The sequence below is a fragment of the Mesorhizobium sp. M0185 genome (genome assembly GCF_040322175.1).
GTDB lineage: Bacteria > Pseudomonadota > Alphaproteobacteria > Rhizobiales > Rhizobiaceae > Mesorhizobium.
Map to the genome: position 1 here is coordinate 1 of NZ_JAMYSY010000064.1, position 26,865 is coordinate 26,865.

At 59.6% G+C, this 26,865-nt stretch carries 26 protein-coding genes and 2 pseudogenes; 2 read left to right on the forward strand and 26 right to left on the reverse strand.

The annotated features are described in order from the left end of the window. Window positions 1-350 precede the first annotated feature (350 nt). On the reverse strand, window positions 351-1,373 hold the full coding sequence (locus NKJ20_RS30380; RefSeq protein WP_352500826.1) for an IS110 family RNA-guided transposase: 1,023 nt from the start codon (window positions 1,371-1,373) through the stop codon (window positions 351-353). A gap of 201 nt (window positions 1,374-1,574) precedes the next feature. Here NKJ20_RS30380 and NKJ20_RS30385 point away from each other — a divergent pair, with 201 nt between their 5' ends. After that, the gene (locus NKJ20_RS30385) at window positions 1,575-2,600 is read left to right on the forward strand and encodes an IS110 family RNA-guided transposase (protein ID WP_352469319.1); all 1,026 of its coding nucleotides are present in this window, start codon (window positions 1,575-1,577) and stop codon (window positions 2,598-2,600) included. 356 nt (window positions 2,601-2,956) lie between these two features. On the opposite strand, the gene NKJ20_RS30390 is transcribed toward NKJ20_RS30385, so the two are convergent. The 6 genes and pseudogenes from NKJ20_RS30390 to NKJ20_RS30415 form a co-directional block, all read right to left on the reverse strand. Beyond that, a complete protein-coding gene (locus NKJ20_RS30390; RefSeq protein ID WP_352749117.1) occupies window positions 2,957-3,799 on the reverse strand; it encodes a 2OG-Fe(II)-dependent halogenase WelO5 family protein in 843 nt (280 codons plus the stop codon). Continuing rightward, window positions 3,789-5,048, reverse strand: coding sequence for a diaminobutyrate--2-oxoglutarate transaminase (gene ectB / locus NKJ20_RS30395; protein WP_352749119.1), 1,260 nt, complete (start codon window positions 5,046-5,048; stop codon window positions 3,789-3,791). Before ectB ends, NKJ20_RS30390 begins: the two co-directional genes overlap by 11 nt. Beyond that, window positions 5,045-5,305 (reverse strand): hypothetical protein, encoded by a 261-nt coding sequence (locus tag NKJ20_RS30400; protein ID WP_352749121.1) that lies wholly within the window; start codon window positions 5,303-5,305, stop codon window positions 5,045-5,047. The genes ectB and NKJ20_RS30400 overlap by 4 nt, the downstream gene beginning before the upstream one ends. Before the next feature lie 649 nt (window positions 5,306-5,954). Next, entirely contained in the window at window positions 5,955-6,800 is an 846-nt protein-coding gene (locus tag NKJ20_RS30405; protein WP_352749123.1) for a radical SAM/SPASM domain-containing protein, read from the reverse strand. Between the two features lie 326 nt (window positions 6,801-7,126). Further along, a pseudogene (locus NKJ20_RS30410) lies at window positions 7,127-8,132 on the reverse strand (1-aminocyclopropane-1-carboxylate deaminase). Between the two features lie 51 nt (window positions 8,133-8,183). Next, a complete protein-coding gene (locus NKJ20_RS30415) occupies window positions 8,184-8,489 on the reverse strand; it encodes a LexA family protein (RefSeq protein ID WP_352749126.1) in 306 nt (101 codons plus the stop codon). 46 nt (window positions 8,490-8,535) lie between these two features. Here NKJ20_RS30415 and NKJ20_RS30420 point away from each other — a divergent pair, with 46 nt between their 5' ends. Beyond that, complete coding sequence (locus tag NKJ20_RS30420) at window positions 8,536-9,660, forward strand: IS630 family transposase (RefSeq protein ID WP_352749129.1); 1,125 nt, start codon at window positions 8,536-8,538, stop codon at window positions 9,658-9,660. 302 nt (window positions 9,661-9,962) lie between these two features. On the opposite strand, the gene NKJ20_RS30425 is transcribed toward NKJ20_RS30420, so the two are convergent. From NKJ20_RS30425 to NKJ20_RS30510, 19 genes and pseudogenes are all read right to left on the reverse strand, one after another. Beyond that, window positions 9,963-10,286: an exopolysaccharide production repressor protein gene (locus NKJ20_RS30425; protein ID WP_352749132.1), complete on the reverse strand. Its 324-nt coding sequence runs from the start codon at window positions 10,284-10,286 to the stop codon at window positions 9,963-9,965. Window positions 10,287-10,315: 29 nt separating this feature from the next. Continuing rightward, window positions 10,316-10,633 (reverse strand): ferredoxin III, nif-specific, encoded by a 318-nt coding sequence (gene fdxB / locus NKJ20_RS30430; RefSeq protein ID WP_352529834.1) that lies wholly within the window; start codon window positions 10,631-10,633, stop codon window positions 10,316-10,318. After that, window positions 10,630-10,833: a CCE_0567 family metalloprotein gene (locus NKJ20_RS30435; protein ID WP_352450788.1), complete on the reverse strand. Its 204-nt coding sequence runs from the start codon at window positions 10,831-10,833 to the stop codon at window positions 10,630-10,632. The genes fdxB and NKJ20_RS30435 overlap by 4 nt, the downstream gene beginning before the upstream one ends. Before the next feature lie 25 nt (window positions 10,834-10,858). Next, a pseudogene (locus NKJ20_RS30440) lies at window positions 10,859-11,336 on the reverse strand (NifX-associated nitrogen fixation protein). Between the two features lie 318 nt (window positions 11,337-11,654). Further along, window positions 11,655-12,824: a TlpA family protein disulfide reductase gene (locus tag NKJ20_RS30445; RefSeq protein WP_352749135.1), complete on the reverse strand. Its 1,170-nt coding sequence runs from the start codon at window positions 12,822-12,824 to the stop codon at window positions 11,655-11,657. A gap of 1,075 nt (window positions 12,825-13,899) precedes the next feature. Further along, window positions 13,900-14,787, reverse strand: coding sequence for a universal stress protein (locus NKJ20_RS30450; protein ID WP_352529830.1), 888 nt, complete (start codon window positions 14,785-14,787; stop codon window positions 13,900-13,902). A 100-nt stretch (window positions 14,788-14,887) separates the two neighbouring features. Further along, entirely contained in the window at window positions 14,888-15,673 is a 786-nt protein-coding gene (locus tag NKJ20_RS30455; RefSeq protein WP_352749138.1) for a response regulator transcription factor, read from the reverse strand. A 27-nt stretch (window positions 15,674-15,700) separates the two neighbouring features. After that, on the reverse strand, window positions 15,701-16,180 hold the full coding sequence (locus NKJ20_RS30460; RefSeq protein WP_352749140.1) for a NifX-associated nitrogen fixation protein: 480 nt from the start codon (window positions 16,178-16,180) through the stop codon (window positions 15,701-15,703). Between the two features lie 17 nt (window positions 16,181-16,197). Then, window positions 16,198-16,695: a nitrogen fixation protein NifX gene (gene nifX / locus NKJ20_RS30465; RefSeq protein ID WP_352749143.1), complete on the reverse strand. Its 498-nt coding sequence runs from the start codon at window positions 16,693-16,695 to the stop codon at window positions 16,198-16,200. Then, a complete protein-coding gene (gene nifN, locus NKJ20_RS30470; protein WP_352749146.1) occupies window positions 16,661-18,043 on the reverse strand; it encodes a nitrogenase iron-molybdenum cofactor biosynthesis protein NifN in 1,383 nt (460 codons plus the stop codon). The genes nifX and nifN overlap by 35 nt, the downstream gene beginning before the upstream one ends. 8 nt (window positions 18,044-18,051) lie before the next feature. Continuing rightward, window positions 18,052-19,542, reverse strand: coding sequence for a nitrogenase iron-molybdenum cofactor biosynthesis protein NifE (gene nifE / locus NKJ20_RS30475; protein WP_352749149.1), 1,491 nt, complete (start codon window positions 19,540-19,542; stop codon window positions 18,052-18,054). A 56-nt stretch (window positions 19,543-19,598) separates the two neighbouring features. Then, window positions 19,599-21,140 carry a nitrogenase molybdenum-iron protein subunit beta gene (gene nifK / locus NKJ20_RS30480; RefSeq protein ID WP_352749151.1) on the reverse strand — a complete coding sequence of 514 codons (1,542 nt, stop codon included), beginning with the start codon at window positions 21,138-21,140 and terminating at the stop codon, window positions 19,599-19,601. A gap of 128 nt (window positions 21,141-21,268) precedes the next feature. Beyond that, complete coding sequence (nifD, locus tag NKJ20_RS30485; protein WP_352749153.1) at window positions 21,269-22,771, reverse strand: nitrogenase molybdenum-iron protein alpha chain; 1,503 nt, start codon at window positions 22,769-22,771, stop codon at window positions 21,269-21,271. Window positions 22,772-22,869: 98 nt separating this feature from the next. Next, entirely contained in the window at window positions 22,870-23,763 is an 894-nt protein-coding gene (nifH, locus tag NKJ20_RS30490; protein WP_023801970.1) for a nitrogenase iron protein, read from the reverse strand. A gap of 489 nt (window positions 23,764-24,252) precedes the next feature. After that, window positions 24,253-25,509 (reverse strand): type II toxin-antitoxin system HipA family toxin, encoded by a 1,257-nt coding sequence (locus tag NKJ20_RS30495; protein ID WP_352749156.1) that lies wholly within the window; start codon window positions 25,507-25,509, stop codon window positions 24,253-24,255. Next, entirely contained in the window at window positions 25,484-25,813 is a 330-nt protein-coding gene (locus NKJ20_RS30500) for a helix-turn-helix domain-containing protein (RefSeq protein ID WP_352542096.1), read from the reverse strand. Before NKJ20_RS30500 ends, NKJ20_RS30495 begins: the two co-directional genes overlap by 26 nt. 181 nt (window positions 25,814-25,994) lie before the next feature. Continuing rightward, window positions 25,995-26,225: a hypothetical protein gene (locus NKJ20_RS34250; RefSeq protein WP_502902842.1), complete on the reverse strand. Its 231-nt coding sequence runs from the start codon at window positions 26,223-26,225 to the stop codon at window positions 25,995-25,997. Between the two features lie 31 nt (window positions 26,226-26,256). Beyond that, window positions 26,257-26,505 (reverse strand): transposase, encoded by a 249-nt coding sequence (locus NKJ20_RS34255; RefSeq protein ID WP_502902843.1) that lies wholly within the window; start codon window positions 26,503-26,505, stop codon window positions 26,257-26,259. Window positions 26,506-26,642: 137 nt separating this feature from the next. Continuing rightward, the coding region (locus tag NKJ20_RS30510; protein WP_352749160.1) for an FAD-dependent oxidoreductase at window positions 26,643-26,865 on the reverse strand (223 nt) is incomplete at its 5' end.

Sequence of the window (26,865 nt, forward strand, 5' to 3'; positions counted from 1 at the left end):
TCGCAACGTCACCACCGTGCCATGGCCGCTCGCCCCTCAGAGCAAGCGCCGTTCTCTCTCCAATACTTTTTGCAGAACCTTCAGCCTGTGGACGCCCCCGTGAGCGCAAGAAGAATCTTCGAAAGGCAGTATAGCGGCGCGTAGTCGGGTGCTGACATCTGTCCGGCCTCTGATGCGGCCTTCCATTTGCCGCCGGCCCGTACGGGAGTTCGCCGATCGGATCCATATCACTACCGCGCGCTCGAAGCGCTCTGTGCTGAACTGGTTTTTCCGATCCGTCTCTCATCGACTGTCGCGCCATACCTCTCCGTGTGACCTTCCTACACCTGCGACGACCTCAGACCGAGCTGCTATGCTGCCACGGCCGGAGCCCTGTAGGTCCCACCTCTTGCCATGAGCGCCCAGACGATGCGGGCCATCTTGTTGGCAAGAGCGACGACCACAAGCATTGGCGGCTTGCGGGCGAGCATGCGCCCAAGCCACGATCCTTCCCGAATGCCTCGCCGACGAGCATGACGCACGACAGCGCTCGCTCCGATGATAAGCAGGCGACGCAAAGTACGCTCGCCCATCTTCGATGTTGCACCGAGCTTCTGTTTACCGCCGGTTGAGCGTTGCAGCGGCGTCAGGCCCAGCCAAGCGGCGAAGTCGCGCCCCTTTCGGAAGATTGCGGCGCAAGGCGCCAGTGCAACCAGAGCCGTTGCCGTTATCGGACCAACGCCGGGGATTGTTGCCAACCGCCGCACGTCTTCATCCTCTCGGGCACGCCGTGCAATCTCGGCATCGAGCTGCTTGATCCTTTCCTCCAGCGATCTCAGCGTATCGACCAGCACGGTGAGGGCCAGGCGGGCTGCTTCTGGCAGATCGCCCTCAGGATCCTCTACCTTTTCCATCAGCTTGGCAGTATGTGAAGGGCCCTGGGCAACGACCAGTCCATATTCTGCAAGATGGCCGCGCAAGGCGTTGATCGTCTGGGTGCGCTGCCGCACCAGCAGATCACGAGCCCGGAATACGGCCGCACTCGCCTGCTCCTCCTCACTCTTCACGGCGACAAAGCGCATGGTCGGCCGCTGCGCGGCCTCGCAGATCGCCTCGGCATCGGCGGCGTCGTTCTTCTGCCGCTTCACGAAAGGCTTCACATAGGATGGCGGGATCAGACGAACGGTGTGCCCGAGCTTGCCGATCTCGCGCGCCCAGTGATGCGCCCCAGAACAGGCCTCCATGGCGACCAAGCAGGCCGGCTGCCCAGCGAGAAACGCAAGCACCTTGTCGCGTCGCAGTTGCTTGCGGAAAACAATGGCGCCCGCCGCATCGGCTCCATGCGCCTGAAATACATTCTTCGCTAGGTCCAACCCGATCGTGTTAACTTCCATTGTGGACGCTCCCTCTCTTACGGTGGCTGTCAAACACCACCATTCTGGCACATCGATGCCGTCGAGGGGGCGTCCACATGGGGTAATCGCGGGAGCGACGCGCCCTGAACCGATCATAGCCTTGGAGGGTGGCTGTTCCCCGATAAGATGAAATCCGGGCTCACGACTGGACGCCGGGCCCAGCATCAACGGAGAACAGCCATGGAAGAACATATCGGTCTCGACGTGTCGATGAAAGAGACGGCAGTGTCGATCCGCCGTGAAGGCGAACGGATCTGGCGCGGGAAGTGCGCATCTGATCCCAGGATCATTGCCGAGCTTGTCCGCAAGCGGGCGCCGGCCGCAAAGCGCGTCGTGTTCGAAACCGGCCCGCTGTCAGTTTGGTTCTATCATGCGCTGCGCGCCGAGGGATTGCCAGCCATCTGCATCGATGCGCGCCATGCCAAAGCCGCTCTCGATATGGCGGCGAACAAGACGGATGCGAATGACGCCGATGGTTTGGCGCGTCTTGCTGAAGCAGGATTCTTTCGCGAGGTGCGCGTGAAAGGCTTCGACAGTATGTTGACCCGCACGCTCGTGGCAGCACGCACTCGGCTGGTCCGGATCACCGTCGAGCTTTCCAACCAGATCCGAGGGATCATGAAAACGTTCGGCTTGCTCGTTCCCGCCGGTAAGGGAACTACATTCGAAAAGAATGTCCGGAGCCTTCTTATCGATCAGAGCGAGCTTGCTCCTGTCGTCCTACCGATGTTGGAAGCCTGGCGCAGCATTCGCATCCGTGCCGCCGAGCTTGGGCGCCAGCTTGTCGCAGATGCACGTCAAAGCCAAGCATGCCGCATACTCATGTCGATCCCCGGCATCGGCGCCATTACCGCAACCTCTTTCGCCACTGCCATTGAAGATCCGGGCAACTTCAAGAAGTCCCGCTCTGTTGCCGCTTGGATCGGCCTGACAACTCGCCGCTACCAATCGGGAGAAGTCGATTATGACGGCCATATATCCCGACGCGGCGATCGACATTTGCGGGGACTTCTCTATGAGGCTGCGGCGGTCATCCTGACACGCAGCTCGATCGACAGCAGCCTGCGCACGTGGGGCCTCAAGCTCCGGGAGAGGGTTGGCTTCAAACGAGCTGCCGTGGCTGTGGCGCGCAAACTGGCGGTGATAATGCATTCGATGCTCAAGACCGGTGAGTTCTTTGATCGAAATGCAGGCGCCACAGCATGAAATCTTGCGAATAGCGTTCAGGATCTGAGCGCCTGAGACGTCCCTGCCGGGACGTGAGCCGAGCCATTCCGCTGATGGGGTTGCACCGCTGTCTCAGCAAAGTGCGTCGTCCACATTGAAGGCTCGTCCGCGGAGCTCCATCATGCGGCGACTGATGTCGACCGCGAAGACAACCATGCACCCGGCAGCGTCGTCTCAACGCAATTACATGCTTGACGTCCCAGCGGCGATTAGACAACCCCATCACTATCGGAATCGAAATTAGCCCACGGAGGAATCTTGGCCGCGCGAGTCAGAAATCAGCTCCGCTGGTATTAACTGCCCGGGGCACCGGTCAGTCGCTGCGACATTCAAGTTCAGGTCCACCAGAGAACAAGATCCGGGCGAGCAAACCCGAAAAAGCTGTTCAGCACTAAGCGACGCTTTCCGTTGCCTGATTGACCGGTGACCCCGTGAACGAAACCACCATCGATCAGGCCGATATCCCCGGCCCTGAGCTGGAAGTCGCGACAAGGAACGCCCTCGAGATAGGCTGCCGAATAGGGATATCCCGTAGTCTCCACACCTTGAGACTTTCGGTCGGCGACTGCCGGCTTGTGGCTCCAGAGCCGCAGATTGCCACCTTCCTCGGGCATGCTGGGATAGAAGTTGAGTGCTGCGACGGTGTTGTGCGCCACCGCAGAAAGCTCGTAATCGTTCCCAGCACATAACACTTGAGCGACGTCGTCGTGGGGGTCCAAGGAGAATGTGCCGCTGCCAGACCAACTGAGAGCGCGACAAACATTAGCCTGACCGTGCTCCGAACGGGCCAGCCGCAATTCAATGCCCTTTTTGCGAAGCTCGCGCTTCAACGCGTCGAACAATGCTCGGACCGGATCAACCAGATTCTCAAAAAGGGCGTCGACGTACGGTCGCGCAGTTTCCGCCTCTGCGAAATACGTGGGTGCATCCTTCCTGTAGTGGGATGCGCCGACATATTGTCCGGGGACGCCATCCTTACGCTCCTTGAGACCGGGACTGACACTGAAGTTCGCGGTGATCTCCTCGGCTATTTCGGTGCTGAAAGCTTGCCTGATGTGCAGAGCGGTGATCTCACCTTTCAGGACTGAGATGATCTCCGCAGTGCTGATCGAGCCGGTTCGTTCTCTGATCTCGACAGGCGAGATGGCTGGGGCTTTGGATACTTGATTAGTCTCCATTGGCTTGCTCCTTTAGTGCGTGATCAAGGATGGCGATGCCATGATCGAGTTCGTCATCGGTGATGGTTATCGGTGGGAGGACTTTGATGACGTCGCGATTTGGTCCTGAAGATTCGATCAGCAGGCCATTTTTGAATGCGACATCGTGCACACGGCCGACAACGGCCTGCGAACGGCACTTGAGGCCGGCCATCAGACCGCGGCCGCGCTTTTGTTCGATGCACTTGGGAAATTTGGCAACGAGGCGATCAAGGTGTCTTTGCAGTTTTACGGCTGTCCGCTCGACGCCTGCAGTAAACTGCCTACCGGACCACATTTTGCACATGGCCCTTGCAGTCACGAAGGCGAGATTGTTGCCTCTGAAGGTCCCGCTATGTTCTCCGGGATTCCAAATGTCCAAGTCGGGGCGAATCAGAACAATGGAGAACGGACTACCTGAACCGCTTAGGGACTTCGAAAGGCATACAATGTCGGGGTCGATCTTCGCGAACTCGAATGAGAAGAAATCGCCCGTTCGTCCCGCACCTGCCTGAATGTCGTCGACGATCAAGAGGACGCCGTGCGCATGGCAAATGCGCTGAATTTCTGTGAGCCATGCTGCAGATGCAGTGTTCAGGCCGCCTTCTGCCTGGATAGTCTCCAGAATGATTGCGGCTGGCTTTTCTATGCCGCTCCCCGGGTCCCCTAAAACATAGTCGATGTAGCTAGCGGAATCGAAAGCTTGCGTGGGGTAGCCGTCGTAGGGGACACGGATCACATCGTGGCGAGCAACGCCGCCCAGTTCCCTGGTTGACGCCGAACCCGACACCGCCAGGGAGCCGAGCGACATGCCGTGGAACGCATTTGTGAAGGCCATGACGCTTGAGCGGCCGGTATATTTTCGCGCCAGGGCCAGTGCCGCTTCGTTAGCGTTTGTGCCGGTCGGCCCAGGAAACTGTATTTTGTAGGAAAGGCCTCTAGGCTTCAGGATCGAATCCACAAACACTTCAATGAATTCACGCTTTGCCACCGTATACATGTCGAGCGATAGAAGAATGTTCTCGCCAACCAGGTATTCGATAGCTGGTGCAATAATATTCGGGTTGTTGTGTCCGTAATTGAGGGCGCCGGACCCTACGAGGAAATCGATATATGGGTTGCCGGCCTCGTCCCAGATTGTCGCCCCAAGGGCTTTCGTAAAGACTGTGGGAAACGACCGCGCGTAGCGACGAACGTTAGACTCATAAGTCGTAAAAACGTCGGTGTTCATTTCAGGGTCCCTCTGCGTGTCGCGCCGCGTTCAACGAGCAAGTGATTAAATGCGTTTGGTTTGTTGCGGTTGTTTTCAATTTTCACTTGAAGATCGGAACGGTCCGGGCGGAACTTTGGACGGTCGTGACTTCCCAGGAATGTGTTCGTAATGCCGACACGCTCCTCAACAAGGTCCGGGAGACCGGACTCGCGCGGCAGCTCAACTGCTGCACTGACGCACTTCGGAATCTCTACCGTAGTCACGTTGCTCTGCACGGCGATATCTCTCGTCTATGCGTTGGAACGAACTCAGTTCTAGAGTTTTCCGGGGGGCGTCGATACTACGGCATTTGGTAGTTGACGCACCTGCTTGTACCCGGCGAAACGCAGTGCCAATCCTATCAAAGTCAGCGCTAGCACCGGCTCGTGGGTGACAGGCGCTTCTGCCATGCAGAAGCATGCTAAGGTGTTGCAGGCCGCTTCGGCAGCAACACGAACCATCGCCCCGGCTGGTGGTGTACCTCGGCGGTAGTGAAGCGGCTCGCGAGCGCGCCCTCAACAGCGCTGTAGCGAGCGATCGGCGTTCTTCGATGTCGAGGCTGCTTTCGGACCGCATCTGAAGCGTCTCGACCAATTCTGCCTGAATGAGGATCAGGGTCTCGAAAAGCCGACTGCGGAGAATATTACAATGTGTATGTGGGGCCAGACTAAGCCGGTTCTCCCCCTTTTAGGTTAATAATAGTTTACCAGACAGCTTCGTGCTGGGAGATGCGACCACAGGATCGGTCGAAGCCGCGTAAAAGTAGGGGGCTAGACTGCATCGACCGGGTTCACGCGAGGCAGATGGAGGCGGCCCGCCTTATGCAGCGTCGAGAGGATCGACATTCGCTCCGGCCCCGCTTTCAGGCGGTTCGCCGGCCCCCAATCAGCATGCGGACGCCTTTGCATGGGCATATTCGCACATCCTGCAAAGCAGAAAACCATCCGTCCCATTCATGCGGTCGACGATTTCACAAAAGACTGACTCTTCAAAGAGATCTTCGTATTTGTCGCGCAGAAGATTGCCCAATACGTGGCGCCGTTCAAAATCCATGCAGCAGAGCGTAACGTCACCGTTTGGGAGAAGAACATTCCGATACTGCCGTCCGTCAACACACGTCAGCGCTCCGACGACTGGCTGCCGTGGTTCGACGATCTTCGGATCGACGCTTCCACCCCTGCTGCTCAGAGGCCGCGCGCGAACTAGCGCGTCGGCGGGGATTATCTCGACGATATCGGGATGGACCTCGCCCAGGACTACAAACCGAATTGAGGCAATGTCTGTGTCGACCACTTGACGAATCAAAGCGAGATAATTGTCTCCGACGAGACGGCTATTCATGTATGCGCCATCATCGAGAACATGGATCACGAATACCCTTGAGCGCAGCGCTTGCAAGCGGTGTAGATCCAGCCCCTTCATTCCTACAAGCGTCGTGAAAATCCGGATGCCATGGCCCCTGGCGTAAGCGTGCTCGACCATTTCGGTGCAATCCGGATTGAGCCAAGGCTCGGAGTACCCGGCGAAACTAATGTCGACGGAAGTTGGAACGCGCGCCAGACATCGCTTGAAATCTTCAAGACGAAGATGCTTTACATGAGAGACCGCTCTTTGCCGATGGGCGAACTTGTCCTGCGGACAATAAGAACATCCGACGATGCAGCCGGTGGTTGTCGTTATTTCCAAAACCCTGCCGCCCGGGATGGCAGAGCCCAATTCCTGTAAGATCATCGATATGCCTCCACTTTTCTGGCGCTCTTGGCCAATCCTGAATTTTTAATCTTATGGAACGTTGGTTAGCTTGCCAGAAATATCGACTTATGTCTCTTATGTACCGGTCCATCAACTAGTATTCTAATATTTCAATAATAACACTCTCAGCGGATTTTCGATTCTTCAGCAAATATCCTTCGATCAAAATTTTCCAAATGAACTCAGTCAACTTCGCGTTGGGCGGCAATCAACCGCCGGCTCCCTCGGTTTGCTGGGCGGCCCTCGCACCTACTTTGGGCGCTTCGCCGGCACGCCAGGACGGCGAAATCGCAATCTGTCGAGCGTCAGCCGTTACGGAAGGTGTAGCTGTACCCGTTGATGGCCGGCCCGCCGCCGAGATGCGCGTAGAGCACCCCGATCCCTCTGGAAAGAAGCCTTTCTGGACGAGGTCGATCATCTCTTGCATGGATTTGCCCTCGTAGACGGGCAATGATCCCTCAAGCCGCGCATACAGGCGGATGGCCTGCTTCGTTGCCTCGGACGGAAGGCCGTAGCCGGGAGACGCGTACCCCTCGAGGAGCACCACGTCATCCTCGACGATTTCCATGCCAAGCTTGACGAGCTTGCAGTATCCCGGGCAATACTTAGCACCTGCGCCTTGGTTTGGGCGGGGGTGGCGGAGGCATCGATACCGAGCACGTTGCGCTGTCGACCGTCCTTGGCGAATCCGACGAGCATGGCGGTATGCGTCGAGCCCGTGACCGTGCAAACGACGATGTAGTCGAATCCAAACCCAAGCTGTTTCTCCTGGGCGCGCACCTCCTCCGCGAGCCCGACGTACCCAAGCCCGCCATATTTGTGAACTGAGGCCCCGGCCGGTATTGCGTAGGGCCTGCCGCCCCTTGACTTGACTTCATCGAGCGGCTGTTCCCAACTGCGGCGGATGCCGATATCGAAGCCCTTGTCGACAAGGCGCACTTCTGCTCCCATGATCCGCCTCAAGAGAACGTCGCCGACCCGCTCGTAGACGGTGTCCTCATGTGGTACCCAGCTCTCCTGAACCAGGAGACATTTCATGCCGATCTTGGCGGCGACCGCGGCGACCAATCCGCGTGTGGTTGGACTGCACGCCGCCGATGGAGACAAGCGTATCGGCATTTGACGCGATCGCGTCGGGGATGATGTATTCGAGCTTGCGGAGCTTGTTTCCGCCAAACGCGAGACCGGAGTTGCAGTCTTCGCGTTTGGCGTAGATTCCACCTTTCCTCCCAGGTGCTTGGAGAGGCGGTCGAGCTTCTCGATGGGCCTGGGCCCAATGGTGAGCGGATAGCGTTCGAACTTTCCCAGCATTTTCTCTCCGGCAACACGCGATGGAGCTGAATTAGCCATGCACGAGTCATTCTAGTACCTCTGCACAGAGGATTTGACGGATTGGATGGGTTGTAGCCTGGGAAGGCTATCGGGTTCGACAAGCAGTTCAATACTGCGCGCGAGGCCCGGTTGCCTGCGGATCAATCCAGTGCGCTCAAGGGTGAGCACCATCTGATGGACGGAAGGTGCGGTGACGCCGAAGAAGCGCTGCATATCGCGTTCGGCCGGCGAGCGAGCGTTGAGCAAGCCGTAGGTCCAGATGAATGCGAGATACTGACCCTGCTTTTCGGTGAAGCTGGGACCCGCTGGCGACCCTCCGTCAACTAATTGATTCATTTCTCGATTCTTCCGGAATCTCCGCAAACCAAAGGAGGCCTTCCGGATGAATGTACGCTATCGCGTCGATCTCGACCAACCCGAACGCGACGCACTCACAACGATGCTGCGAAGCGGCAAGCATCCGGCGCGCAAGCTCAAGCGGGCCCAGATTCTGCTCGCTGCCGATGTCGGCCTGGGCGACGAAACCATTGCGACGACGGTGGTTGTCGGCGGCTCCACGGTCTACCGCACCAAGCGCCGCTTCGTGGAGATAGGTCTGGAGGCGGCGCTCAGCGAAGAGCCGCGCCCCGGGGCGGAGCGCAAGCTGAGCGGCAAGGAGGAAGCCTTGCTGGTGGCCACCGCCTGTTCCAGCCCGCCGCCGGGTCGCGCCCGTTGGACACTGGAGTTGTTGGCCGACGAGTTCGTCAAGCTGACCGAGCACGAACAGCTGTCGCGCGAGACGGTGCGTCGGCGCCTGGCCGAGAACGATCTCAAGCCTTGGCGCAAGGAAATGTGGTGCATTCCAAAGGTTGACGCGGAGTATGTCGCGCGCATGGAGGATGTGCTCGACCTCTATGCCGAAGCACCCGATCCGAAGCGGCCCGTGGTGTGCTTCGACGAAAGCCCGACCCAACTCATCGGCGAGGTGCGTCAGCCAATCCCGGTCGCGCCGGGAAGGCTGGAGCGCTACGACTTCGAGTACAAACGCAACGGCACCGCAAACCTGTTCGTCTTCCTCGATGCGCATCGTTCCTGGCGCAAGGTCAAGGTCACCGAGCGGCGCGCAGCACAAGACTTTGCCCACTGCATGCGCGACCTCGTCGATATCCATTACCCCCAAGCCGAACGCGTCAGGGTGGTGCTCGACAATCTGTCAACCCACACGCCCGCCGCGCTCTATCAGGCCCTGCCGCCATCAGAGGCGCGACGCATCCTGCGACGGCTGGAGTTCCACTACACGCCCAAGCACGCCAGCTGGCTCAACATGGTCGAGATCGAAATCGGCGTTCTGCGCGGCCAGTGCCTCGATCGTCGTATCGACAGCTACGATCGCCTCGTCGCAGAGACCGCTGCCTGGGAGCACCTGCGAAACACCAGTGGCGCCCGCATCAACTGGATGTTCTCAACCGAAAACGCGCGCCGCAAATTGGCCAAGGCCTATCCAAAGCCAACGGCCAAAGAGTCATAATCCCTATGCAGAGGTACTAGAGGCGTCTTTGATTTGAGGTCGTCTGCGTTATCGGACGCCGAAGAGTCCCATTACTAATTCCAGCGCCTCGTTCGTCATTGAGAGTTGCAACCGCACGCCGGCATACTGCGAGAGGCTACCAATGCGTATGGTATTCAAGAATGCATCTCCTCGATTAACCAGAATGACCGGATTGCGGTCACCATGGACTTCTCAAGCACAGTATTCCTTCTAATATCTGCTCAATGTTGATGGTTGGTCCAAAGTGGCGCTATCTTGAGCACTGACCTTGTCATGAGGCGTCAAGGCAGCAGCAGCGATATGGCCAGCATTTGATCGCGCCGGAGCAAATCTGCGGATTCATTCGTCACCTCATCAAGGTCTGGCGGCTCGGATCCGACTTCCTTGCAACTGCCGAAATGCTCAGCCCTTTGGCCAGCTCGGCTATCGCAGCCAGACCGCCAGATCAGAAAGAGCACGCTTGCGAAATACGCGAGATGAAGGAGCAGCGAACAAGTCAGCGTCGTGACGACTACTGTGCCGATGGAATGAGAAGCGAAGTAGACAGTCAGTGCGGTGCTGCACAGCACCAGCCCCAGGACGCGACAAAAGATTCTAAAGGGCAACGCCGTTCTCCTGGTTTTGTCTCCTCAGATCATGCTGCGACCTGGTCGGCCGCAACATGGGTCTGGCAGTTCTTCGGGCAGACGCGGGCGCAGGCTCCGCAGCCAATGCAGCGGCCGGCATGATCGACGACCATGATCATGCGATTGAGCTCGCCATCGAAATCGTCATCCTCGTCGTCGCAGGCGCCGAGGGTTTCACCCGCGTCATCGACGCCGTAAAGATGCATGACCTCGCGCGAGCAGACTTTGAAACAGCGGCCGCAGCCGATGCAGCTCGTGCCGTCTATAGCGGTGAGATATTCCGGCATCCATCCGGAGCCGTCGCGGGTGGTGAATGTGCTCCTCATCGTAAATTCTTCATTGCAGCGAGCTCTCTCTTGGCACCATCCAACTCGGCAAAAACGGCGGACGTTTCCTTGGCAACGTCCTCTATCTCCGTCCATTTTCCCGGGAGATCCTCTGCAAGGTCGCGCAATTTCATCTTGGCGACTGCTGCGCGCAGCTGAAGCTTTCGGACTTTCTTCCCCATTTCATCTAGCTTTGACATAAACCCTTCCTTGAAATCGGTTTCATCACGACGGCGCCACACCGGGACCGGCTTCAGTGGCTGCGGTCGCATCGTCGATCAGTTTCGCACCGGCCTCAGCCAGTTTCCGGAGCATCTCGAAGCCGAACCGATGAACGTCTTGCCAGAACGACCAACTGCCCGGCCGTGGAAAGCATGCGGCCCCAAGTCCTCGTGAATTTCATCTCCATCATTGCCGATGTCATCAGGCCGGAGCGCTCCTCGATCGTGAGCCCGACGGCGGTTTAGAACATGTCGAGCCTCCACAGCACGTCAGGATCGGGATCATCGATGACAGGCATCCCAGGACGCTGTTTTCTGGTGACGATGAAGTCGGCCAGCAACGTGGCGTCCGATTTGCCTTCCCACGAGCCGTAGGTGTCTTGAGCACGGATCAGCCGCACGAGGCATCTGACAAAAGGCGTGGCTAGCGCCGCCTCGTTCTCGGCAGATCGCGGTATCAGACATTTCGCCTTCTCCTCAATTTCAGTCCTCTTCCTCGAAGCACGCTGCCTGTTTTCGGGGACGCCTACTTCGGGCACCCTTGCGCAGCCGACGCCCGGCTCGGGGCGGCCCATTCGACGCAATTGATGTCCCCGTGGCCGACCTTGAACACCTCCTCGACTGCGAGGTCTTCCACGCGAACTCGCGTCGAACATTATTTCCGCCGCAATGCGGCCACAGGTCATGAAGATTCGAGGCTCGATCCTGCTGCAAACAATCGACCAAGTGCTGCATGGACCCTCCTTGCTGCGGCCACACCAGGGAAATGGACGAATTGGCCAGTAATCCATTTCGACCAATCAACCCTTTTTGTTTTTTCTCCTCGGCCGACCGCGCTTTGGCACGTTCGGGAAATTGTTTTGCGGAGCCGCACAGAGAGCGCCGTCACAAACCTTCACACCCCTGTAGGTGGCGAGGGCCTGCAGCAAATCCGGTAGAAGGTGCTCTTTCAATTCGTCCGGGACAGGCTCCGGACCGTCCAGCGACTGCAGTGCCAGTTCGACCAACTCGATCGCGCGATCGTTGTTGCCGTTCTCGTAATAGTACCGGGCGACCGCGGGATAAGACCGGAACTTAGGGCTGTCGCCTTGCGGGGGATTCAGTGCCAGAATGTGTTCGGACAGCTCCTTGCCCATCGCGAAGCGCTCAGCGGGGGGAAGGCGCGAATGGTCATTGGCCGGATGGAAAAGCTGGTCTAGCGCCGAAACCATCCAATCCTGGGAGTTCTTGTCGATCGCGTCGCGCACGAATTCGCGCATCACGGGCAAGCCGGTCCACATGTCTTGTATTTTGTGAAGCAACAGGTGTGCATGAGCCAGGCGGAAATTGATGTCGTCGGGCATCAAGGCGATGCCCTCTTCGATCGCCCAGAGCGCCGTCTTCCAGTCTTCTAACTTCACCGCCGCCCAGAATCTGTCATCGATCGGCTGCTTCAACGCTTGTTCGCGCGCCATGGGTTCGCTTGTGGCGATCCGCTCCGTATCGGCGGCTTTAGCTTTATCGCTGATGCGCCAGCTGCCGTTGAGCACTTTTGGCAAAACCTCATCGAGTTGGCTAGGATGACCGATAAAGGCGATGTGACCGTCTCGGTCGACCACGAACGAGGTCGGAATCCCAACAGAAAAGCTGGGTTCCCTCCAAAGCTTGTTCATTTCGCCTGGGTAGTCGAACGCGATCCGATAGTTCAGATGCGAGCACTTTTCGGTCAACCAAGCGTTTAACTTGGTGCGAGCCTCAACGGCCGTTGGAGCGGCTTCATTAGCCGCGACTGCGACGACCTCAAGTCCGCTGTCCCTGTATTTCTCCTGCAGCCGCATCAAATGGAGCATCTCCGCCACACCTGGTCGGCACCAAGTTGCCCAAAATTCGACGATATAGACTTTGCCGGGCTGGAAGTTCGCAAGGGGCTCGCCACGCAGCCAGTCCTCCATTTTGATCGAAGGAGCCGGTGACCCCATCTGCAGTACCATTTTGTCTCCAAAGCTGTTGCCAAAAGTTGCGTGACCTTATGCGCAAGCTTGTTCCCCCTTTGAGACGGGGCACGAGGGTTCAAGGAAGGTAGAGCATCGCTCGTCTTGCGCATCTGCGTGCAGTCAGCCTTCACTCAGTGTTGCTGAATCTCAATTCGCAAAGGCCGTGCCAATGCGCTCAGCGCGCACTAAACGCTTGATTATACTTTAAAAAACTTCCGGGGTGCCCAAGATAGCCGGTTGTATTGGACGCGACATGTTTTCTGCCACTGTCAGGTCTTGAACACGCACCACGCGCTTCGCGTCGCCCGAGAAGCGTGGCCACGGACGACTCGACAGCGTATTCGGCTGAGGGACGTGATGGACATTATGACTGCGTTGGCTACCGTCAGGCTCGTGATCATCGTCCGCCTCAAGCCTTGCTTGAGCTTCTTGCCGTTTCGGTCGCTCAGCTGTGCCCTACCTCTTCCGCTTTGCGATTGAATTCCTGGCTCGCGACACCGGAGTTCTTCGAAGCCGGTCATGTCCGGCTGCGGGTCGCGAGTACCGTCATCACCAGATTGACGATGAGGATCGTGACGAAGAGGGCCAGGATGAGTGCCCGCATGCGCCGGCCCGGTGAACCTGCTTTTGTCGTTCTGTGTCCCTGTGCACAAGCCCTACAGTGACCGCCTGGTGTGAATGTGAGCGTTGTCGGAATTGACCGGCCAAAGACCACTCGGTCGCCACGATAGCGCGCATAGGATGCCGCTACGGGTCCGAACTCGGTCGCGCTGAACGACCCTCTTTTGACCTGACGCCGACCTGCGCCGTGATCGTGGCTGCAGTGAGGACTGCCCATACCTCTGCCCGGCCGTTGGTCTCAGCATCACGGACCAACCTCGGGCGAGCAGAACCATCCCGCGCGCGCGTTAGTCTAGAGGCGCGCGCGGATGTTCTCGGGCGGCGGGTGCAGATTGGCTCCGAGAAGCTTCGCGAAGCTTGCAGGTTTGCCACGATCTTTCTCCGACTTGGCCTCAGGATAGTGACCCAGTGAGTAGAGCTTCGAACAGCGTCGGTGCTGCTTCGGAACCCGTCAGCGAGCCAAAAACAGCGGCAATGGCGGCTTCCCAACTATCCATCTCGTCACGCCACCGAAGAGCCACTCGCGCAGCCGGCGGCTGCCGTAAGCGCCCATGACTATCATGTCGGCAGACGTGTCGATTGCGTGCTGCGCGAGCACCGTGGCCACCGGTTTGCCGGCACTCGGCAGCAGGTCAACCGACACCCGAGCACCGTGCCGAGTGAGATAGGCAGCGACGTTGGCTCCCGGCTCGGCGCCGCTTCCGGTCCAGGTCGGCACAGGATCGACGAGGGCGACACGAACTTCCTCAGCGGCGGATAGCAGATCCAGCGCTTCCCGAACCGCGCGGGACGCCTCGGCCCGCGAATCCCAGCCGACCAGCACGCGCTGTGGCGACAGAGTCGCCTCAGCGCCCTCCGGCACGACAAGCAACGGCTTCCCGGTATCGAACAGGCTGCCGTTGATAACAAGGGGTCCGAGGTTAATGTCGTTGAGAAGTGCGGGGCCGACGATTGTCAGGTCGTTGCAGAGCGCCCGCTGTCGCACCGCGTCACCGACGCTGGCCTGATCGCAGTTGGCAATATCGACATCATAGCACCGCCACCTGGCTCTCAGCAGCTTGTGAATTTCCCTGAATGTCGTTTCCAGTCTGACCATGTCGTGTGAAAATCTTTCGATCTGCCTAAACCGTTTGTCCAGTCTGGCGATGGCCTGTGCGCGTTGTCCAGGCCACTCGGGGATGCCATCGCCGAGCAGCGGAGACGGCATAATGAGCGGCGGAGGCGACATCACCAGTACGGAAAGATACGCGCCGACTTCGGCACACAAGCTGGCAGCTGTTCTGACATCCTGATTGGAGTGGTCAGCTCCCGTCACACTGAGTACGCTTCTGAAAGCCATTTGACTGCTTCTTTCTGAATATGTCGTACCTGCCGGCGCGTTTCGAAGCCGCAAGACTTGCGCTCAGCAGGGCGGAAGTGGCACCACATCGGTTATCTATTCACCCGTCCGGCCACTCGAGCGAGTAGCCGGCAGACCTGACGGTACGAATGACGCTGGAGGGGGAGGCCGCCTTCAGCGCCCTTCTGAGCCGGCTGATATGGACATCCACGGTGCGTACACCGACATGAATATTGGCCGGCCAGGCCGCGCTGATCAGCTCGTCTCTGGTGAAGACCTTGCCGGGAGTCTCAAGCAAAAGCCGCAGCAGGTTGAACTCGATCGGCCCAAGGTGGACTTCGTGGCCATTACCCCGAACCCGGTGGGCATCGAGCCTTATCTCAAGGTCGCCACACGAGATCCAGCCGCCGTTTTCAATCCCGTTGGAACCCGGCTTTGGCAGCGCCAGCTTCATCCGTAGACAGTCAAGCAGCTTGGCCGGCGCGAAGGGCCGCACAAAGCTCTCGTCAATACCAGCCTTCAAGAGATCGAGGTGCTGGTTCTCGGCGCCGGGCGCGATCAGCGCAATTACAGGCAGGCCGCCGGTCCGGGGCTCCCCCTTGAACCGGGCGCAGATTGTGGAGCCTGTCGCGGTTGCCGGCCCGCAGTCCAGCACGACCGCCTGGATCTCCCGTTCATCGGCCAATTCGAGAGCTTCGTCCACGCCACCAGCCGGCTCACTCGTGAAGCCGTCCACCCCCAGAATGTGGCTGAGGAACAGATACAACTCAGCATCTTGCGAACAGATCAGGACCAGTGGCTTCATCAGCGCTACCCCAAGAACCACATCGGCCTCGACCGCCTCGATTGAGAGGGCTGGCCATCGCATGTCCTCAAGGCCTGACATGATCCCCTTGATCGAAAATCGGTTCCATCACGCCCGCGCCACCTCGGGATGAGCCTCAATGGCTGCGGTGGCATCGCTGGCCAGTTTGGTACCGGCCGCGGCGAGTTTCCAGAACGTCTCGAAACCGAACCGGTGGACGTCGCGCAGAGTCTTCGACAGAACGACCAACCGCCCCGCCGTGAGAAGCACGCGCCCGAAGCCCTCATGGCTCATCTCCATCATCGGCGATGCCATCAGGCCGGAGCGCTCCTCGATCGCAAGCCCGACGGCGGTGTAAAACATCTCGAGCCTCCACAGCACGTCCGGATCGGGATCGCCGATGATAGGGATCGCACGGCGCTGTTCCCTGGTGATGATGAAGTCGCCCAGCAGCTCGGCGTCCGATTTGCCTTCCCAAGACCCGTGGGAATCATGAGCCCGGACCAGCCGCACAAGACATTTGACGAACGGGGTGGCAAGGGCCGCCTCGTCTTCGGCGACAGCAGGGCTAACCACGGCGTCAGACATTTCGCCTACTCCTCATTTCAGTCCTCGTCCTCGAAGGACGGTTTCTGTTCGGCGACACCTGCCTGCGCCAGCACCTTGCGCAGCCAAGGGGGAGGACACGTCCTGAGCATCATCTGCGTGCGCAACAGCACCTCTTGGATGGTTTGGGGCTGCGGCACTTTGATCGGATGAATTTTTGCCGAAACAACCTTGGCTGCCGAAGGTCCGCCGATCGCCAGACAAAACAGCAGATGACATCCCTTGAGCGCCTCCACCTTCGGGGTGATGCGGTCATCGCCCTCAGTTCGGTGCTTCCCGCTCTCGTCGGAAACGTCATCGAAGGCCACGGCCTCGACGAGATACCACTCCTCGCGCGTCACGTCGTAGACAGCAAAGCGCCTGGCCGAACCGAAATGGGCGTTGAGGTTCTTCATGTCCTGCGTGGCGATCGCCACGCGCAATGCGCCGGCTTGGCGTTTCGGCGTCAGTGCGTGAACCTCGTCAGTGACGAGCGAGAGGCGACGAACGGAGCTCATCTGGCATTTCTCGTTTACGGAGTGGATCAAACGCCTCAGGCGTCGACGCGTGCCGGTTGGCTTCAAAAATGTTGCCGACCTCGAAGATCAGGTCGCGGGTCCCCTTATAGAGGATTGTGAGCTTGTGCTGGCTGCCGAGCCGGTCGAAGATCGGGAAGCCGACCCGCATGAGCGGAATGCCGAGGCGCTGCGCCGCCTGGCGGCCGTGGGAATGGGTGACGAGAAGATCAGCGCCGGCGCCAAGAGCTTCCAAATCGCCGAGATCGCCGATTTGAACCGACTGCGCCGGTACTTCCTCCAAAATTTTCGACATGTCGGTCGTGGTGACCGCCGCCGCGATTTCGGAGCCCATTCCGATGAAGAAGCTCGCGAGTTGGTAGAGTTGGTCTGGTTCAGCAGCGATCGCAATTTTCTTGCCTCCAAAGTGGAAATGTCCGTCGAGCAACGCGTCCTGCAACTGCGCCCGGCGACGGCGCACCCCAGCCGGCGCCGTCGCGCCCGAAACCGCGGACAGCAGTGAGACGAACCGGTCGGTGTCCTTCAATCCAGTCAGCGACCGGAACAGCACGTAAGGCACGCCGGTCAACCTCTGCAGCAGCTCGGCCGGGCGGCGCATATGCTCACCGATGACGATGCATTGCTCGGCCGTGCCAAGCTCACGGATATCCTCGACACTGGTGCCGCCATAGGTGGTCGCGACCCAGCGGTCGGGCACCGTACCGTCGAGCGAGCCGGAGACGTCCGGCAGAATCACGGGCTTCAGTCCAAAGCTTTCAACCATCTCACGCAAATGCTCGATATCAGCCACAGTGAGGTTCCAGCCAGGCAGGATCACGATCTTCTTCGACTGCCGCGCCTGCTCGCCGGGCCGCGTAATCCTTTCGATCATAGCGGTGACAGCCTTGGCCCAGCCCTCTTCGATCGCGCCGTCGAAATCCGGTGTGTTGGCTAGCACCACCTCCGTACCCGCGAGTTCTTCCGTGCGCTTCAGCCTGATATTGGCGATATCTCCTGCGCAGTCTTCGCCCCGGGTTTCCACCAGCGCCGTCGTGCAGACCCCGATCAGCGTTGGCTTTGCGCGGGCCTTGAGGTTGAGGACCGCCTCTTCCAGATGGTCTGCCCCGCCGAGAATCGTCGCCACCTCGTCCATCGCGGTTGTCTGCAAGGGGATGGCTTCCTTGAAATGCCGCACGAAGAGCACGAGCGCGAAGCTGGTGCACCCCTGGCTGCCGTGGAACAACGGCATCGCGCCGTCGACGCCAAGAAAGGCCAAGGCGGCACCCAGCGGCTGCGATGACTTCAGCGGATTGACCGCCGCCGCTTTGGTCTGGGGAAGGATGCGGACCATCGGCTTCCTCAACACTCGCCGAAATCGTCGGCCGTCGTGCCGGCGAATTCCTGGACAGCATGTAAGGTCGCGCTGTCGCTTTTCGTGCTCGGCAGCTCCTCCCTCACCGCAGGCTGGCAATCCCATGGTGCCGGCTCCCGCACCTGGCGCCAGATCGGGTTATGAATGGCGAGGTCGATCTGGCGTACGAGTTCCACCATGCCGTCATAGCCGGCGTAAGGATGTTGGCGCTCCTGGTTGATATCGAGCCAGGGTGTCTTGGCCTTCAGCGCGATGAACTGCGTGCGCCCGCCCGACAGCATGATATCGGCCTCGCGTTCTGAGAGCATGTCGTAAAGCTCGCGCGGCGCCATCTGCTCGAACATGTGGTTGTCGTCCTTGAGGATCTGCTTGATGCGCTGCTTGTCTTCGACGGTCGACTTCTTGACAGAGGTGCCGACGATCTCGATGCCGATCTCCATCAGCGCATGGACGACCGACCAAGACTTCACACCGCCGGTGTTGAGCAGCACGCGCTTGCCTTCGAGCCTCGGCCGGTAGGCCGCGAGCTTCTTCCAAGCAATCGCCTCCTCCTCTGCAATCAAGGCCTCGGTGCGGCCGAGGATCTCCGGATCGGCACCCTTCTTCACGAGCAGCTGAGATATCTTTCGGAGCGCTTCCGAGGTGTCGGTGATGCCGTAGAAGGAGCCCTCGAAAAACGGAATGTCCCAGCGCTGCTCCATCTTACGGGCGAGATTGATGAGCGCGGTCGAGCACACCATCATAGCCGCCCGGGCGCGGTGCGCGCAGGCAATGTCGAAGTAACGCGCGTCGCCCGGAATGCAGGCGCGCACCCGGATGCCGAGCCGATCCAGCAGCGGCTTCACCAGCCAAAATTCGCCCGAGAGGTTGAATTCGCCAAGAATGTTGATGTCGTAAGGGCCGGCATCGTCGGGCTCCACCGTGCCGATGACATGCTCGAGCAACGCCTCGCCGGCAAGCTTGTTGCCGAGATTCTTGGAGCCGACGAAGCCCGGCGTATTGACCGGCACCACCGGTAGGCCGAACTTTTCCGCGGCACGTTTGCAGACGGCCTCGATGTCGTCGCCGATCAGCGCCGTCACGCAGGTCGGATAGACGAAGATAGCCGGCGGCCCATACGCTTCCTTGATCTCGCGGATCGCTTTGAAAAGCTTCCGCTCGCCCTGCCCCATCACCACGTCGAGTTCGGTGAGGTCGGTCGTGAAGCTCGTGCGCCACAGCGTTGGCCCGGACGAAGCCGCACCGCGGTTGTCCCAGGAATTGCCCTCGCAGGCGAGCGGCGCATGGATCAGGTGCGCGACGTCGGTGATCGGCTGGAGCACGATCTTGGCGCCATCAAAGGCACAGCCGCCGGCCGCCGCCCCGGGGGTTAGTGGCTTCGAACAGCCCTTTTTGCGCGCCTTGGCATCCTTGCCGCGGTTCTCCTCGCAGGCAGGCTCGTTGAAGACATCCTGGATTTTGGCTCTGAGCAAGGACATTGCGTCGGTCTCCAAAGTCCCTCGGGAAGACGACCGGCCAAAGCCGACCGTCACGCTTAGCGGGTGAGGTCATACGAATAGTCCGTCACGCCCGTCTCGCTTGTCTCGCGATCGAGCTTGTCGAAGATCTTGTCGAGGATCGTCGTCAGGACGCGCAACCCGCCTTGGTAGCCCATAAGCGCAAACCGATGGTGATGGTGGCGGTCGAAGATCGGAAACGTCAGCCGGATCAGCGGCGTGCCGGTGTCGCGCTCCAGATACTTGCCATAGGAGTTGCCGATCAGCAGGTCCACCGGCTCGGTGAAGAGCAGCGAGCGCATCGCCCAGAGGTCCTTGCCAGCCCAGACTTGAGCATCCTTGCCGAAGGGCGATGATGCAAGCAGTTCCTTCAACTCCGCTTCCCATGCCGAGGTGCCGTTGGTGGCGAGGCAATGGGTCGGCTCGCCGCCCGTCTCCATGGTGAAGCGGGCCATGGCGTAGACAAAGTCCGGATCACCGTAGATGGCATATTTCTTACCGTGCAGCCAGGATTGGCTGTCCGCCATGGCGTCAACAAGTCGGCCGCGCTCCAGGCGGATTGCCTCGGGGATTTGCTTGCCGGAAATCGCGGAGACCTCCATCAGGAAGTCGTCGGTTGCTTGGACTCCGAGCGGGTAATGGAACGAGGCAGTCGCCTGCCCTACCCCCTCGCAATACTCCAGTGTTTTTCGGGTGTTGTAATGTTGTAGCGAAAATGTCGCCTCGGCGTTGAGCGCCTTCGTCACGTCTTCGATCTTGGTGCCGCCGTCGTACATGCGGTATTCGCCGTCCGACGGCGTGTCGAACTGGTCAGAGGCGTCTTGGATTAAGGTATAGGACACGCCTATCAGATCGAGCAGGCGCTTGAGTTCCCGGTTGTTGCCCACGCAAAAGCCGTCGAAACCCGGAATGATGTTGATCGTTCCCTCGGCTTCCGTGCGCTCCTCGCCTTTCCAGAAATGCTCCAAAATGCCCTTGACCGTAACGTCATAGCCGTCGACATGGCTGCCGACGAAGGCCGGCGTGTGGGCGAAGGGCACGTCGAAATCGCGCGGGACCGAGCCTTGGTCCTTGGCGTTCTCGATGAAGCTGTGCAGGTCGTCGCCAATGACCTCCGCCATACAAGTGGTCGAGACGGCGATCATCTTCGGGTCATAGAGTTGGTACGTGTTGGCGAGCCCGTCGACCATGTTCTTCAGACCACCGAACACTGCCGCGTCCTCGGTCATCGAGGAGGAAACTGCCGAAGCAGGCTCCTTGAAATGGCGCGACAGGTGCGAGCGGTAATAGGCCACGCAGCCCTGGCTACCGTGGACGAAGGACATGGTTCGCTCGAACCCTGCGGCCGCGAACACCGCGCCAAGCGGCTGGCAGGCCTTGGCGGGGTTCACGACAAGCGCTTCGCGAGCGAGGTTCTTTTCGCGGTATTCCCACGTCTTGGTGAATTCGCGTTGGTCGGTAACGACCTGGTCCGGGTGCGGACATTCGAAATTCAGCCTCTTCTCGGCGAGCATCTGGCTGTATTCCGGCTCGCGGAACAGGGGCGCGTGGTCGAGAACTTTTTCAGCCGACTGCGGCATGGGTGGTTACCTCTTCTCCATCTGGCCGCGCCATACGGCGGCACAGGGACGTCGAAACGTTTCAGGTCTCCCGCGGACAAACGGCCACAGGCGTTCAACGGCCTCCCGGCTTCCGGGAGGCCAGATTTTCATTCGGCTGCGATCGCCGCCGACGGCTCGGCTTTTTTCTTCCAGGGGGCGTCGTAGAGGTTCCAGACCGGGTTGTTGATGGCCAGATCCATGTCGCGGGCGAAGATGGCGAAGCCGTCGTAGCCGTGATACGGGCCGGAATAATCCCAGGAATGCATTTGACGGAACGGTATGCCCATCTTCTGGACCGGGTACTTTTCTTTGATGCCGGAGCCCACGAGATCAGGACGGATCCCCTCGATGAACTTCTCCAGCTCGTAACCAGTCACGTCGTCATAGATCAGCGTGCCCTTCTTCACGTAGTGGCCAGTGCGCTGATAGTCGTCGTTATGGCCAAATTCATAGCCAGTGCCGACGATCACCATGCCCAGATCCTCATATGCCGTGACGACGTGACGGGGGCGCAGCCCGCCGACATAGAGCATCACCGTCCTGCCTTCGAGGCGCGGCCGGTACTTGGCGATGACGGCATCGACCAACGGCCGGTATTTGGCGATGACCGCCTCGGCCTTGGCCTCGATTTCCGGCCCGAAATGCTTGGCTATCTTGCGCAGAGAGGCTTCGGTCTGGGAGGGGCCGAAGAAATTATATTCCATCCAATCGATGCCATACTTTTCCTCCATGTGCCGGCAGATGTAGTTCATCGACCTGTAGCAATGGATGAGATTGAGCTTGGCCTTGGGCGCGCGCTCTATTTCGGCCAGCGTAGCGTCGCCCGACCAGTTGCCAACCACGCGCAGGCCCATCTCCTCGAGCAGGATGCGCGAAGCCCAGGCGTCGCCCCCGATATTATAGTCGCCGATCACATTGACATCGTACGGGCCGGCCTCGAACTCGACGTCCTTCTTCTCGAACACCCAGTCGCGGATCGCGTCGTTGGCGATGTGGTGGCCGAGGGACTGCGAGACGCCGCGGAAGCCTTCGCAGCGCACCGGCACGATTGTCTTTTCGTGCTCCTTGGCCTTGTTGCGGGACACAGCTTCGGTGTCGTCGCCAATCAGGCCGATCGGGCATTCGGATTGCACAGTCATGCCCTTGTTCAGCGGAAACAGTTCCTCGATCTCATCGATGATCCGTTCCAGCTTCTTGTCGCCGCCGAAAACAATGTCCTTCTCCTGGAAATCGGAGGTGAACTGCATCGTGACGAACGTGTCGATGCCCGTCGTACCGACGTAGTAGTTGCGGCGTTGAGACCAGGAATATTGCCCGCAGCCGACCGGGCCGTGCGAGATATGGACCATATCCTTGACCGGACCCCACACCACGCCTTTCGAGCCGGCATAGGCGCAGCCGCGAATCGTCATCACGCCGGGGATGGACTTGATGTTAGATTTGACCTCGCATTCGGAAAGGACCTCGCTTTCCTCGCCAGCCTCGTCGCCGCTCTTTGCGACGCTGAGGTGCTTTTTGCGGCGCTTCGCCGTCTTGTCAGGATATTGCAACAGCACCTCCTCGATAAGCTTCGCATGGAGGGCGCCGTCATTCTCGTATTCCAGGCTCATGGGACCTCTTTCAAAGGTTCAGGGTGACGCTCACCGACGAGGCGCCGTTCTTCGAAAGGCGCGCCAGGTCAGGCCGCGCCCCCAGTCAGTAGCGGCCGTTACTGTGCGGCCGCCTTGGCCGCTTCCTTGACCTGAAGCTCGGCAAGCATCTGCTCGTCCGTCTTCATGATGCCGAAGTCGAGCAGCATGTCCTCGAGCTCCTCCATGGTGATAGGGGTGGGGATGGTGCCCTGGCCCGAATTGGCATGGATCTTCTCGGCCAGCGCCCTGTATTCCCCGGCCTGCTTGGAGTCCGGCGCATATTGGATCACGGACATCTTCCTGAGCTCGGCGTGCTGGACGATGTTGTCGCGCGGCACGAAGTGGATAAGCTTGGAATTGAGCCTGGAAGCCAGCGCTTCGGCGAGGTCGAGCTCGCGATCGGTTTGGCGCTCGTTGCAGATCAGGCCGCCGAGCCGCACGCCGCCCGAATGGGCGTATTTCAGGATGCCCTTGGCGATGTTGTTGGCGGCATAGAGCGCCATCATCTCGCCGGACATGACGATATAGATTTCCTGGGCCTTGTTCTCGCGGATCGGCATCGCGAAACCGCCGCACACCACATCCCCGAGCACGTCGTAGGAGACATAGTCGACATCGTCGTAGGCACCGTTCTCCTCGAGGAAGTTGATCGAAGTGATCACGCCGCGGCCGGCGCAGCCGACACCCGGCTCAGGGCCGCCCGACTCCACGCATTTGATGCCTTTGTAGCCGACCTTGAGCACGTCCGCGAGTTCCAGGTCTTCCACCGAACCTTCCTCTGCCGCGAGGTGCAGGACCGTATCCTGGGCCTTCGCGTTCAGGATCAGGCGGGTGGAGTCGGCTTTGGGGTCGCAGCCGACGATGAGGATTCTCTGCCCGAGGTCGACAAGGGCGGCGAGCGTATTTTGGGAGGTGGTGGACTTGCCGATGCCGCCCTTGCCGTAAAAGGCGATCTGACGCAAACCTGACATGTAGCTTTCCTTCCTTCGTTCCATTCATCGCGGCTGCCGCGACATGAATGCCGGTCGGGCAGCTGTCGCCGCCTCGCACCCAAGGATCTCAAGACTCGTGCCAATTTGGCTGATCGAACCGAAGAATAATTTCATGGTTGCTTTTCAGGGATTTAGCTCGAGGCCAAAGAAAGGATCGTCGGAACAAGCCGTGTAGCGGACCCGACAATGGCGACACAAAGCGTCGGATCGCGATCCTCAGTCACCGTATTCGTTCGAACCGCATCGTTGTGTTGAGGTGGGCGAACAGCATCTCGACCCTCCAGCGTTAATTGCGGGATGCTGCGAACTCTTCTGTTCCGGCGAGCTGACGTGCTTGGTTCTCGCGTGTCCTCATCGACACTGCGCGGAATCTTGCGCGCCACGCTGGCATACCATCGATCCCCCGGCCATCCATGCGGGGCCACGGGCGGATAATTCCGCCATATCACCAAACCAAGGGGACTCGGCTCACTTATCGGCGCAGGAGTTCAGTATCGGCGTCATCGCCTTCACATGTTCGTCGATCCGCTCGAGCACTTTCGCTGCGACAACGTCGCGCTCAGGCAGATGCCACCAGTGCTCGTTGACGAGTTCGACGGTCTCGACCACTGCCTTCAGGACTGCCGGCTCCGGAAGCCTTGCACGGTTCGCAAATGCTTTCCATCGCGGTGCTGCTAGCGCCTTGAACGAGCGCTGCCCTCCAAGCGAAAGCGCCATGGCGTCGGCGGGAATATATGGCACGGTCGACAGAACGTCGTAGATTGGTGCAAGCGCCGGCTTGTCGCCGTTTCCGGGATAGATCAACGACCAGTTCTTCAGGTGCATGTCGCCATTGCCGGTGATGACGGTCAGTGCCAGGCGGCGGACGAATTCGAGAGCCGCCGTAGGCGAGACGGCCGCGCCAAGGGCCGAGGCTATGTCGTGATAAGCGGCGCCCTCATATTTGCGCGAGGGATAGACGCCGAAGACCTGAGCGAAATCCTCGATGTGAATCCTCTTGCCCTCAGCGCCGCGATCGAAGCGTTTGACGAGAAGGACCTTGCCCTCTGACAGCGTGTTGAATTCTTCGGGAATATCCTCGAAATCGGACTTCTCGACAAGTTCGCGTTCAGGCACCTCCATGCCGATCGCTGCGGCCAGCGCGAGGTTGGCGAATTCATTTTCGGAAACGCCCGGAAACGCCGTCGAAGGGAACTTGGCGATGTATCGGCCTTGCTCGTCGTCCATCGGCAAGGTCAGGCCGCCGCCTTTTCCAGTGTTCTTCATGACCGATAGCTTCATCTGCACGCCGGCAAGTGAGAACCGTGCCTTGGGCTTATCCTTTGAAGCATCCTGCGAAACCGCTATCGCGCCGTCACTGGGCAACGCCCGTACGGCTCCCGGCAGATCGGCGCCCAGCGCCGCTAAAAGATCGAAATCATTGCCTGGCCGCACATTGCCTTCGTGGTGCTTTTCCATCGCCTCGCGCAATTTCTCCTCCGGCAGGAGGTTCGCGAAGAAAGCGGGCAAGGCGCCCGCCAGAGGCTTCGGATCTTTCCGCAATCCTCCCGTCGCTGCCCGGAACGACAGGCTGAAAACCGGAAAGCCGCCCGTCGCGCGGTAGGCCTCATCGAAGTTGAATGCATTGAAATCGCCCGGCGTCCTAACGATGGTCCCGATCTTCAATGCGTTCAAGAGCACGTCCAGCGACGGGATCGTCTTAGGTGCGCGAAAGACTGGAGCCATGATCGTCATCGTCAGGTTGAGAAACAAAGGCGGGTCGATCGTCATCATCATGCGGACGCAATAGAGCCTGGACAGCCGGCACCATGACTTGCGGAACCAGCATCATTTCCAGACCGAGCGCGCGAGCGATATTCATGAGCGTCGTCGCACGCGCCGCTGCGGCTCCCTTTTCGATGTCGCGATAGCGCGGACGGGATATACCCGCCAAATCAGCGACCTGCTCCTGCGTCATGGCAGCGGCCAGCCTCGCCTGCCTGAAAAGCCCACCGATTTCGCGCAGAATTTCCGACTCAGAGTCGATCATGATACCTATACGATCTTTTCCAATGCGCGATGATACGCAAAGGTGCGAGCAAGTCAAAACTTTTATGATCTGTTGGCGTATCATATATGAAGATAATGATATGCAAAGAGATCAATCCTTCTTCGAGGATCTCTCAGGCTTTCGCGCCGCACAGCGAACGGCGTTCCTCCGAGACCAGCTGCTATGGCCACCGGGCTCCTCTGATGGCGCTGCCGCCGGTTTGCCCGGCTTCTTGCGGCCTGCGGCCTGGCGCTGCTCTTTTTTCGGCCTCGATCCGGCGCTCTTCTTGCGCCGCCAGCTTGGCCTCGGCTTCCAGCGACGCCATCGCCTGCTGGATCTTGGCCAGCCGGTTCTGCTTGTCGCCGGCCCAATCCGGCATCTCGTCGCCGCGCTTGTCCTTGCCGAAAGTCACGTCCTCCTCGGCATCCGCGGCTCGGCCGTCGTCAGCTGCGAGCGACCTTGGCTTTCAATTCCAGCTCGCGCTTCTTCATGCGCTCATAACTCATCGCCTTGTGTTTCGACGCGTTCGCCTTGATCTTCTTGCCATTCAGCGCGACATGGCCGAGTTTGACCAATCCTGCCGTCTCACACAGCTTCAGAACCTGCACGAACAGCGCCTCGAGCGCCTTCAAATGCCGCTTTCGGAAGTCGCTGATCGTCCGGAAATGCGGCGGATCGAGCGCCACGATCATCACAAAATCATTCCGTTCGCGGCAGGCCCTGGCCGGCTGTTTTCGCCAGCTTTGGGCCATCGACCGCCTGTCGCGTTCCTTCGCGCCCCTCTGTCCCTGCATCAAAAGGGCCGTCGCGGCGCACCCGCCCTTCCTGCTCAAATCACATTCAATTCCCTGAAAGCCCGCCCCTCAGCGACACGGCTGTACCCGAACACCGAGCAATCCACCGTGCGATAGCCGCCATGCACGATCAGTTCGGCCAGCGCCTTGCCGACCGCCGGCGCCTGCTGCAGGCCGTGGCCGGAAAAACCGTTGGCGAAGAGGAAATTGCCGACCTCCGGGTGCGGGCCGATCACCGCGTTCTGGTCGAGCGTATTG